The sequence below is a fragment of the Micropruina sp. genome (assembly GCF_047606365.1).
GTDB lineage: Bacteria > Actinomycetota > Actinomycetes > Propionibacteriales > Propionibacteriaceae > Micropruina.
In genome coordinates, this window is the sequence record NZ_JASGEN010000048.1 from 1 (window position 1) to 10,923 (window position 10,923).

The 10,923-nt window shown below is 68.5% G+C and carries 10 protein-coding genes; 7 read left to right on the forward strand and 3 right to left on the reverse strand.

The window, feature by feature from the left end; all coding sequences use genetic code 11:
* Positions 1 to 1,515 (reverse strand): DEDD exonuclease domain-containing protein (locus QM624_RS06335; protein ID WP_415089904.1); only part of this gene is annotated, 1,515 nt, incomplete at its 3' end.
* A gap of 459 nt (positions 1,516 to 1,974) precedes the next feature.
* Between QM624_RS06335 and QM624_RS06340 the strand changes: the two genes are divergently transcribed.
* Both QM624_RS06340 and QM624_RS06345 read left to right on the forward strand, forming a co-directional pair.
* Entirely contained in the window at positions 1,975 to 3,006 is a 1,032-nt protein-coding gene (locus QM624_RS06340; RefSeq protein WP_415089906.1) for an NlpC/P60 family protein, read from the forward strand.
* Positions 2,984 to 4,045, forward strand: coding sequence for a hypothetical protein (locus tag QM624_RS06345; protein WP_415089908.1), 1,062 nt, complete (start codon positions 2,984 to 2,986; stop codon positions 4,043 to 4,045). The genes QM624_RS06340 and QM624_RS06345 overlap by 23 nt, the downstream gene beginning before the upstream one ends.
* A 12-nt stretch (positions 4,046 to 4,057) precedes the next feature.
* Here the strand turns inward: QM624_RS06345 and QM624_RS06350 are convergent, their stop codons facing one another.
* Both QM624_RS06350 and QM624_RS06355 read right to left on the reverse strand, forming a co-directional pair.
* Positions 4,058 to 4,540 carry a hypothetical protein gene (locus QM624_RS06350; protein WP_415089910.1) on the reverse strand — a complete coding sequence of 161 codons (483 nt, stop codon included), beginning with the start codon at positions 4,538 to 4,540 and terminating at the stop codon, positions 4,058 to 4,060.
* Positions 4,537 to 5,283 (reverse strand): alpha/beta hydrolase, encoded by a 747-nt coding sequence (locus tag QM624_RS06355; RefSeq protein WP_415089912.1) that lies wholly within the window; start codon positions 5,281 to 5,283, stop codon positions 4,537 to 4,539. Before QM624_RS06355 ends, QM624_RS06350 begins: the two co-directional genes overlap by 4 nt.
* A gap of 94 nt (positions 5,284 to 5,377) precedes the next feature.
* Here QM624_RS06355 and QM624_RS06360 point away from each other — a divergent pair, with 94 nt between their 5' ends.
* The 5 genes from QM624_RS06360 (at position 5,378) to QM624_RS06380 (ending at position 10,797) form a co-directional block, all read left to right on the forward strand.
* Positions 5,378 to 6,124, forward strand: a complete 747-nt coding sequence (locus QM624_RS06360) for a lysophospholipid acyltransferase family protein (RefSeq protein WP_415089914.1) — start codon at positions 5,378 to 5,380, stop codon at positions 6,122 to 6,124.
* 81 nt (positions 6,125 to 6,205) lie between these two features.
* On the forward strand, positions 6,206 to 7,597 hold the full coding sequence (locus QM624_RS06365; protein WP_415089916.1) for a class II 3-deoxy-7-phosphoheptulonate synthase: 1,392 nt from the start codon (positions 6,206 to 6,208) through the stop codon (positions 7,595 to 7,597).
* Between the two features lie 172 nt (positions 7,598 to 7,769).
* Complete coding sequence (locus QM624_RS06370) at positions 7,770 to 9,386, forward strand: NCS1 family nucleobase:cation symporter-1 (protein ID WP_415089919.1); 1,617 nt, start codon at positions 7,770 to 7,772, stop codon at positions 9,384 to 9,386.
* Between the two features lie 4 nt (positions 9,387 to 9,390).
* A complete protein-coding gene (locus tag QM624_RS06375) occupies positions 9,391 to 10,095 on the forward strand; it encodes an aspartate/glutamate racemase family protein (RefSeq protein WP_415089922.1) in 705 nt (234 codons plus the stop codon).
* A gap of 57 nt (positions 10,096 to 10,152) precedes the next feature.
* Positions 10,153 to 10,797, forward strand: coding sequence for an MBL fold metallo-hydrolase (locus QM624_RS06380; RefSeq protein ID WP_415089924.1), 645 nt, complete (start codon positions 10,153 to 10,155; stop codon positions 10,795 to 10,797).
* The last annotated feature ends 126 nt before the right edge of the window (positions 10,798 to 10,923 follow it).

Genomic DNA, 10,923 nt, shown 5'->3' on the forward strand with positions numbered 1-10,923 from the left:
GGCGCGGGCCACCACCTGGGCGACGTCGCCCGGCCGTGCCCGGGCGGCACCGGCCAGCCGTCCGTAGCGGATGACGTGGATCTCCCAGTCGCCCCGGTCGCGGCAGGCGGCGACGATCTGCGGGCAGCCGGCCAGGCTCGCCACCCGATGGTGACGCAGCGTGCTGCGGGCGAAGGTGGTCAGCCGGTCGGTGATCGTGGCGGCGTCCTCGAAACGCTGCTGGGCGACCAGCCCGGTCAGCCGGCCCCGGGCAGCCCGCAGCACCGGCCGGATGTCGCGGGTCAGCCCGGCCCAGACCTGCCCGACCACGTCGGCGTATTCCTCGGGCGTGACCGCCAGTTCGCACGGCGCGCAACAGCGGCCCAGTTCGCCCAGCATGCAGGAGCCGGACGGCCGCTTCGCCGACAACCGTGCCGTGCACTGCCGGATCGGGAACGCGTCGTAGAGCGCGGCCTGGACGGCCTCGGCGGTGCCCCGCCGCGCGAACGGCCCGAAGTAGTCGGCGCCGTCGGGCAGGCAGCGGCGCACGATCGACAGCCGCGGGTAGGGCTCGCGGGTCAGCTTCAGCCAGAGCTGTCGTTCGGGATATTTCGAGCGCCGGTTGTACCGCGGCGAGTGTGCGGCGATCAGCCGCAGCTCGAGCACCTCGGCCTCGAGTTCGCTGCTGCAGGTGAGGTGTTCGACGCCGGTGGCCACCCGCACCATCTCGTCGATCCGCGGACGGGTCTCGGCGGCGGTGAAATAGCTGCGCACCCGGGCCCGCAGGTTGCGGCTCTTGCCGACGTAGAGCACCTGGCGGCGGGTCTGGCCCGCTGCGTCGCGTCCGTCGGCGACGAACCAGTACACGCCGGGTGAGGCGGGCAGCCCGGTAGCCCAGGTGCGCTTGGCGCGGCGCTGCGGGGACACCCGGCGGGTGAACTCGAGGAGATCCTCCACCGTGTGGACGCCGAGGTTGCCGACCCGCTCGAGCAGGCCGTGCAGCACCGTCACGGTCGCCCGGGCGTCGGTCAGGGCGCGGTGATTGGGTGCCGTCTCGGCGTGGAAGTGCTGGGCCAGGGTCGCCAGCTTGTGGTTGCGCACCTCGTCGCGCAACAGCGCCTGCCGGGCCAGTGCGACCGTGTCGATCACCGGAGGATTCGGCCAGGCGTAGTCGAGGCCGGCGCAGGCCCGCTTCAAGAATCCGACGTCGAAGGACGCGTTGTGGGCGACCAGGACGCAGCCGGCGGCGAACTCCAGAAAACTGGGCAGCACCGACGCCAGCCTCGGCGCACCGGCCACCATCGTGTCGGTGATGCCGGTGAGCACGGCGATCAGTGGTGGGATGTGGGTGGACGGATTGACCAGGGTCTGGAACTCGCCCAGCACCTCGCCGCCGGACACCTTGACCGCACCCACCTCGGTGACCTTGTCGTCGACACCGCCGCCGGTGGTCTCCAGATCGACCACGCAGAACTGAACCTGGCTCAGTGGCGTGCCCAGATCGTCGAAGGTGGGTTGGCTCGGCAATACGGTCATGGGCGAGACGCTAGAAGCCGGCACTGACGGTTTCTGGCGCGCCGCTTTCTGGGCCGTGCAGGCGGCGGAGATCTCGGCGGTCGCCGGGACGACGGCAGGCCGGACGTGGCGAAGAAAACTGTCGGAGCCGGCTTGCAGACTGCGGTCATGGAGATGCTGAGGATCGATTGCGGAACCTGCGCGGTACGCGGTCCCGCCTGTGGCGATTGCATGGTGACGGCGCTGTTGGGAGCCGACCACGAGGTGGTCGAATTCTGCTCCGATGAGGTGAGTGCACTGCGGGCGATGACCTCGCAGGGGCTCCTGCCTCCCCTTCGCTTGGTCGAAGCTGTATCATTACGCCCGACGCTCGAACCAGAGGGGGACTGGTTTGCGTCGGGGGAAGACGTCGTTTAGGATTTTCTCAGGTTTGGTCCGCTGACTTCCCCGCAGTGACCCCATTGTGATCGTCAGGAGGCGATGGTGCGACTGCGTGCCTTTGTTCGAGGCAGCCTGGTGGCTGTGGCCGGTGCCGCGGTCGTGTTCGCCGGCCCGACGGTGCGGCCCGCGTCCGCTGACCCGCTGAGCGACGCCAAGGACAAGCTGGCCGCCATCGAGCAGGAGCAGAGCAAGATCGGCGAGCAGTGGGCTGAGGTGAAACTCCAACTCGCCCAGGGCAAGACGAAGGTCGCCACGCTCAACGCCGACATCGCCGCCCAGCAGAAGAAGGTCGACGGGCTGCGCAAGCAGGCCCAGCAGGTCACCATCAGCCGTTTCCAGAGCCGTGGCGTCGACATCACCGTGCAGCTGGTGACCTCGCCCGATCCCGACGCTTTCCTCGCCGACATGTCCACCATGGGCAAGCTCGACCAGAACATGAACTCGCTGCTGCAGGACTACCAGGCGCAGCAGGCCAACCTCGCCGATCTGCAGCGCGCCGCGCGCGATCAGGTGAGCACGATCGCCGCCGAAGAGCAGCGGCTCGCCTCGTTGAAGAAGCAGATCGACGCCAAGATCCAAGAGGGCCAGGCGCTGGTCGACCAGTTGACCGAGCAGGAGCGGCAGCGGCTGAACGCCGAGGACGCGGCTTCGCGTGATGCCTCACGTCAGGCAGCCACCGAGGAGAACTTCGTCGACGACAGCGGCTCGGCTGATTCCCGGGCGATCCGTGCGGTGAAGTACGCGGTCTCCAAGGTGCCGACCGGCCAGTACGTGTGGGGTGCCGAAGGGCCGAACAACTTCGACTGTTCCGGGCTGATGCTGGCCGCCTACCGCTCCGTCGGTATCTCGCTGCCGCATTCGTCGCGGGTCCAGTCCACGCTCGGCCGGCCGGTCGCCCGCGACCAGCTCAAGCCCGGTGACCTGCTGTTCTTCTACAGCCCGATCCACCACGTCGGCATGTACATGGGCAACGGCATGTTCGTCCATGCGCGCAACCCGCGTAACGACCTGGAGATCACCAAGCTGTCCACCTACCCGGCCTACCAGGGTGCCCGCCGCGTCGTCGGTTGATCGGTTTCGCCGCACTCTGCTGCTGGCCGGCCCGGCTTTATTGCTCGGCGCGTGCGCGCCGGCACCGAGCGGACGTCTCGACGATCTCGCGCGTACCCTGACCGAGCGGCTCGCCGCTGAGGACGAGAAGTCCTTCCTCGCGGCGTTCGCGCCTTCGCCGGGATCTCAGGCGCTCGGCCACCGGATGTTCGCCACCTTGTCTCAGGCGCCTGCCGTCCTCACCACGAACGACGGCAGGCTTCGGGTGTGCTGGAGTTTGCCGGGCGAGCCGCGGGTCTGCAGCGAGGCGACGGCGAGTCTGGTCGACGGCCGGATCGCCAATCTCACCGCAGCGAGTTCCGGCACCGAGTGGCTCGGTGAACCGCTGGGGGTGCATTCGTCGGCCACGCTGGTGGTGGGCGCCGGGACGGCCTGGCATCTGAGTCGCTGGTCGCGCGCCGCCGAGGCCGGCATCGCCGCGCTGACCAGGGTGGCGCCGACCGACCGCCGGTGGACCGAGCCGGTGGTGGTCGTGGTGCCGGACAGCCTCACCGGCTTCGCCGCCTACGCCGGCGACGAGGCCTCCCGGGTCGCCGCCGTCACGGTGGTGCCCGGCTTGGCTGAGAGCGAGGGCGTCCGGGTGGTGGTGAACCCGACGGTCACCCAGAAGTCCGAGGATGACGCGGTGCTGATCACCCATGAGGCCGTGCACGCGTGGATGATGTCGCCGCGGCTGACCGGTACCCCCGGATGGATGGTGGAGGGGATCGCCGAGGCGCTCACCGCCGAGGCGTACCCGCGGGTGGCGGCCAGCAACCGCGGACTGGCCCGCACCGCCGTCCGCGACGGTGTCCCGGCGACGCTGCCCGATGTCACGCAGCCCACTCAGACGGCCTATGCGCTGGCCCAGGTGGCGGTACGGGCGATGGTCACCCAGATCGGCTGGTCGAAGGTGCTGGACGAGGCCTACGCCCGCACCAACGGCGGGGCCGCGATCGCCGACGCTTCGGTGCTGAACTGGTACCGCGACGCCCTGGCCCGACTGCGCGCCGGCCGCTGAACGCTCACCCGCTCAGACCACGGCACCGTCGCCGTCGACCGGCGGACGCCGCTGCAACCGGTGCAGCAGCAGGAACACACCCAGGAAGAACCCCAGCCCGGCCAGCACCGAGACCAGCATCGGGAACCGGACGCCGAACGCCGAGAACAGCACCAGCACCAGCGGCAGCACCACCAGGACGGTGCCGGCGATACCCGCCGCGCTCCACCGGCCTCCCGGCGGCGGTGGGGGTGGGGTGAACGGCTCCTCGGGCTCCTCCGGGGCGGCCCAGCTGCGGAAGTCGCTCGGCAGGTCGACGGTGGGCAGGTCGACGGTCGGGAGGTCGATCGAGGAAGGCGCAGAGACGGGCGATTTCGGTGACGCCGGTTCGGCGGACGGCGGAGCTGTTTCCGGTGTCGGCGGCCGGACGGGGTCGTCGGCGGGCACCAGGCCGCCGGGAAATTCGCGCGCCATCAGCTCGTTGAACCGGGCGTCCTCGGGCTGGTCGCGATTCATCGGACGGCGTACTCGGTGAGGAAGTCCAGCGTGCGCTCGACGATCAGGTCGGCGTCGTTGTCCAGCGGGGCCACGTGGGCGCTGTCCGGCAACGCCACCTCGGTGATCTCCTCCGACGAGACCTGACGCAGCACGATCTCCTTGGAGATGATCGGGACCACGTCGTCGGCGTCGGAATGCAGCAGCAGGATGGGGCAGTACACCAGGTCGAGCCGGGCCCGGACGTCGGCCCAGAGCCGCATCATGGCGTGCACGGCCCGCAACGGCGTCCGGGGATAGCTGTGCTCGGTCACCCCGGCCTTGCGGATGCTGCTGCCGACGCTGTCCACGGTGCGGATCACGTGCTGGGCCAGCGGCACCAGGGCGAGTCGCGGGTGGCCGACCAGAGCCGGGTTCACCAGGATCAGCCCCGCCACCTCGTCGGCGTGCCGCTCGGCGAGCTGCAGGGCCAGCGCGCCGCCCATGGACAGCCCTGCGACGAAGACCGTCGAGCATTCACCGCGGAGTTCGACGAAGGCCCGCTCGGCGGCCGCGTACCAGTCGCGTCCCTCGGTGACCTCCAGTTCGCGCCAGCTGGTGCCGTGCCCGGGCAGCCGCGGTACCGACACCCGGTAGCCGGCCTCCGCCGTCGCCCCGGCCCAGGCGCGCAACGTCCAGGGACTCGCGGTGAAGCCGTGCAGGAACAGCACCCCGACGTCGCCGCGCCCGGCGGTGAACGGCTGGGCGAACTCGTGCACCTGCATGGCGCCATCGTAGGGGCCCCGCGGCGGGTGGCGGACGGGGTGTCTGCGGCAGGGCATTAGGGTGAGCGGCACAAGGCGATCCGATGGAGGTGCGGTGCTCTACTCCCTGTTCAAGAACGCGGCGTTCCGGCCGGTCATCAAGTACGTCTACGGTGCGCGCGCCGAGGGCGAGGAGAACATTCCGGCCACCGGCGGGGTGATCCTGGCCAGCAACCACCTGGACGCCGGCGACACGCTGGTGCTGCCGGCGATGATCAAACGACAGGTCACCTTCCCGGCGAAGGCCGAGCTGTTCAAGGGTGACCGGGGCCCGTTCTCCAAGCTGGTGGCCTGGTTCCTGCGTGCGGTCGGCCAGGTGCCGCTGGACCGCTCGGGAGGACGCGCCAGCCTGGACGGCCTGCAACCGGTGCTCGACGTGTTGGCCGACGGCGGCTGCGTGGGCATCTACCCCGAGGGCACCCGTTCGCCCGACGGCCGGCTGTACAAGGGCAAGACCGGCGTGGCCCGGATGGCGCTGGCCGCACAGGTGCCGATCATTCCGGTGGCGATGAAGAACAGCCGGGTCACCAAGAAGGCCGGCCTGCCCTGGATCGACCACCCCGTCGTGGTGATCGGCAAGCCGCTCGACTTCAGCCGGTATTACGGCCGGGTCGACGATCCCCGCACGTTGCGCTGGGTCACCGACCAGGTGATGGCCGCCATCCATGAGCTTTCCGGCCAGACCTACGTCGAGGCGTACGGCACCTCGGTGAAGAGCGGCTCGCTGACCGAGACCGAAGCTGCGGCACGGATCCTGGAGCGTCCCGGCATCAACACCAAGGAACCCGAGTTGCCGGAGTGAGCATTCGCGGCCGTCAACGCGGCGTCCCACGCCCCGGGGCCGGTTCGAGAGCCGGGTGGTCGACCGCGTATCCTGACCGGCGTGTCGCAGCCGATCCCCACGCTTGAAGAACTTCAGTCCCGCCAGCCTCTGCAGCAGCCGACCTATGCCGATCAGGCACGGCTGGAGCGGGTGATCGCCGAGCTGCGCAAGCGTCCGCCGCTGGTCTTCGCCGGCGAGTGCGACGAGTTGCGCGAGAAGATCGCCGACGCGGCGGCCGGGCGGGCCTTCATTCTGCAGGGCGGCGACTGTGCCGAGACCTTTGACACCGGCACGGCGCTCGACATCAGGGGCAAGCTGCGGGTGCTGCTGTCGATGGCAGTGGTGCTCACTTACGCCGCCCAGGTGCCGGTGGTGAAGCTGGGCCGGCTGGCCGGGCAGTACGCCAAGCCGCGCAGCAACGACACCGAGACCCGCGACGACGTCACGTTGCCCGCCTACCGTGGCGACGCGGTGAACGGGCTCGATTTCACCGCCGAGTCACGGGTCAACGACCCGAACCGGCTGCTGGAGGCGTACAACCATTCGGCGGCCACCCTCAACCTGATCCGGGCGTTCGTCACCGGCGGCTTCGCCGATCTGCGTTCGGTGCATACCTGGAACCAGGACTTCGTCCGAAACTCCGGTGTGGAGGCGCGGTACGAAGCGCTGGCCGACGAGATCGAGCGGGCCCTGGCGTTCATGGTCGCTTGCGGCGTCGACAAGGAGGCGTTCCGCACCGTCGACTTCTACTCCAGCCATGAGGCGCTGCTGCTGCCCTACGAGCACGCCATGACCCGGATCGATTCGCGTACCCGGACGCCGTACAACACCTCGGCGCACATGGTCTGGATCGGTGAGCGCACCCGGCAGGTCGAGGGCCCGCACGTCGACTTCATCCGGCACCTGCGCAACCCGATCGGGGTCAAGGTCGGCCCGTCGACCACCGCCGCGGACGCCGTCGCGCTGGCTGAGGCGCTCGATCCTCAGCACGAGCCCGGACGGCTGACGATGATCTCCCGAATGGGTGCGGCCAAGGTGCGCGACGCGCTACCGCCGATCGTCCGGGCCGTCGAGGCCACCGGCCGCAAGGTGGCCTGGATCTGCGACCCGATGCACGGCAACACCTTCGAGACCGCCAACGGCTACAAGACCCGGGCGTTCAGCCAGGTGGTCGACGAGGTGAACGGCTTCTTCGACGTGCACGAAGAGCTGGGCACCTGGCCCGGCGGTGTGCACATGGAGCTGACCGGCGACGATGTCACCGAATGCGTGGGCGGGGTCGCGGACGCGTTGGCTGAGGCCGACTTGGCCAACCGCTACGAGACCGCGTGTGATCCCCGGCTGAACCGCAACCAGTCGCTGGAACTGGCCTTCCAGATCGCCGAGCGGCTGACCGACGGCCGGATCAAGCGGGTGAACCCGGTGCAGGAGTACCGCGCCGAGGACTTCTGACCCCGGCCAGCGTCACCCAAAAATAGGATATTGCATCTTCACATACGCGTTACAGGGTAGAAAAAGGGGACGTCACTAGGCGTCCTAGCGTGTCGTATCGCCAACCCGGTGGATAGGTCGGGGTGGCCCCACCCGGACTCGTCCGGGTGGTTGACACGGGAAGGTTCCCCCAATGACGCGCATTGACGACCTGCCGGCTGCGGCAGGAGTGAAATCCGAAGACATCGTCGAAGCCGCCGGCATGCCGGTCGGCTCCGGCAATATGAAGCCTGAATACGATCCACGACTCGCCAATGAAGACCTGGCGCCGCTGCGCGAGCAGAAGTGGTCGTCCTACAACATCTTCGCGTTCTGGATGTCGGACGTGCATTCGGTGGGCGGCTATGTCACCGCCGGCTCACTGTTCGCCCTCGGCATCGCCAGTTGGCAGGTGCTGGTGGCACTGCTGATCGGCATCGTCATCGTCCAGGTGTTCACCAACCTGGTCGCCAAACCGAGCCAGAAGACCGGCGTTCCCTACCCGGTGATCAACCGGGCCATCTACGGCATCAAGGGGGCCAATATTCCGGCGATCATCCGTGGCCTGATCGCGATCGCCTGGTACGGCGTCCAGACCTTCCTGGCTGCCGAGTCGCTGAACATCATCTTCCTCAAGTTCTGGCCCGGCAGCGCCGCCCTGCTCGACGTCGGTTTCCTCGGGCTGTCGGCGCTCGGCTGGATCTCCTACGCGATCCTCTGGTGCGCTCAGGCCGCGCTGTTCTGGAACGGCATGGAGACGATCCGCAGGTTCATCGACTGGGCCGGTCCCGCGGTCTACGTGGTGATGATCGTGCTGGCCGGCTACCTGGTGTCGCAGGCCGGCTGGCAGAACATCAGCCTCGACCTCTCGGCCGGCGAGCCGCTCGACTTCTGGGCGTCCATCCCGGTGATGATCACCGCGATCGCGATCGTGGTGTCCTACTTCTCGGGGCCGATGCTCAACTTCGGCGACTTCGCCCGCTACGGCAAGTCGTTCAGCGCGGTGAAGAAGGGCAACTTCTGGGGGCTGCCGGTCAACTTCCTGTTCTTCTCGCTGCTCACCGTGATCACTGCTTCGGCCACCGTTCCGGTGTTCGGCGAACTGATCACCGATCCGATTCACACCGTGGAGCGGATCGACACGCCGTTCGCGATTCTGCTGGGCGGTCTCACCTTCGTCACCGCCACGGTCGGCATCAACATCGTGGCCAACTTCATCTCACCGGCGTTCGACTTCTCGAATGTCGCGCCGCACAAGATCTCGTGGCGCACCGGCGGAATGATCGCCGCCGTCGGTTCGGTGATTCTGCTGCCGTGGAACTGGTATTCCAATGCCGATGCCATTCACTACACGCTGGGTGTCCTCGGTGCGATGATCGGCCCCCTCTTCGGCATTCTGATCGCCGGCTACTATGTCGCGGCCAAACAGCGGATTCTCGTCGACGACATGTTCACGATGTCTGACAAGGGTGCCTACTGGTACACCAAGGGCTACAACAAGAATGCGGTGTACACGGTTCTGGGGGCTGGAATCCCGACGATTCTGATCGGCGTCCTGCCGAAGATGATCGCCGATCTGGGTGGCTTCGACGTGTCCTGGCTGGGCAACTACACCTGGTTCATCGGCTGCGGGCTGGGCTATCTGATCTTCGTGCTGCTCGAGCGCGCCAACCCGCAGGTGCCTTCGCTGGACGACCTGACGGCCGGGGTGTCGGACGGCAGCGTGGAGGTGGCCGGCGGCACCATCGAACTCCAGCCGGCCGCGCAGTGATCCGATGCGGATCACGCTGATCAACCCCAATGCCTCCCGGGCGATGACCGCGAAGATCGCGGCCGCCGCCCGGGAGGCGGCGGCTCCGGATGTCGAGATCGTCGCCGTTTGTGCGGACAACGGGCCGGCGGCGATCGAGAGCCACTACGACGAAGCCCATGCCTCGGTAGCGATCGCGGAACTGATCCTGGCCGACCAGGCTGCGGGCGGCAGCGACGGCTATGTGATCGCCTGCTTCGGCGATCCGGGCGTGGACGCCGCCCGCGAGTTGGTCGACGTCCCGGTGATCGGCATCGCCGAGGCCGCCATGCATGTGGCGGTGTTGTCGGGTCGCAGCTTCGGCATCGTCACCACACTGTCGCGTACCCTGGGCCGGGCTCGGGATCTGCTGCTGCGCCACGGCTTCGAGCGGGCCTGCGTGGCGGCCTATGGCACCGGAATACCGGTGCTCGACCTGGAGGACGCCACCGGAGCAGCCTTGGACGAGATCGCCGGCTGGTGTGAGCGGGCCGTCCACCACGACCAGGCGGATGTCATCGTGCTGGGTTGTGCCGGGATGGCTGATCTGTGCCGCCGGCTGACCGACCGGATCGGCGTCCCGGTCGTCGACGGTGTCGCCGCCGCTGTCGGGCTGGTGACAGCGATGGGTCGGATGGGTGTCGGCACCAGCAAGCGCGACGAGTACGCCCGGCCGCCGCGGCTGGCCTGACACCGACTTCGCACGGAGCCGCAGCGGCGAGCTGCCTGCCGGGGTTACGCTGCGATCATGCAGCTCACCCACCTCGGACATTCCGCCGTTCTGATCGAGGTCGCCGATCGGCGGATCCTGATCGACCCGGGCAACTTCTCCACCGCCTGGCACGATGTGCGCGACCTGGACGCGATCCTGGTCACCCACCAGCACCCGGACCATGTCGACCCCGAGCACGTCGGTGCCCTGATCGACAACAATCCGCAGGCGCAGGTCTGGGTCGAGCCGCAGGTGCTGAAGGCGGTCGACCTGCCCCGCGGTGAGGGGCTGGCGGCGGACAGCAGCATCGAACTGGGCGGCGTCGCGGTGAACGCGGTGGGCGGGCTGCACGCGATCATCCACCGCGACATCCCGCAGATCGGCAACGTCGGGCTGGTGATCAGCGCCGAGGGCGAGCCGACCCTGTTCCATCCGGGCGACTCGCTGGCCACGGTGCCCAGTGGCATCGACGTGCTGGCGGCCCCGCTCTACGGCCCGTGGGCGGCGATGAAGGAGACCGTCGACTTCGCCCGCGCGGTGGACGCGACACACGGCTTCCCGATCCACGACGGCCTGCTGCACGAGCGTGGCGTCACGCTGATCTACGGACGCCTCGAGGCGATGACCGGCATGACGATGCACAACCTGCGCGACGGCCGGCCCTGGACGGTCGCGGACTAAAGAGGTTCCGCAGGTAGGCGAATGTCGATTGGCCGCCGCCCCAGCACGCACCTGAGCACCTTCTCCTCGGTCGTCGTGGCTCCGCCACGACTCCCTCGTCGGCGGCACTCATGCACGCACTGGAAC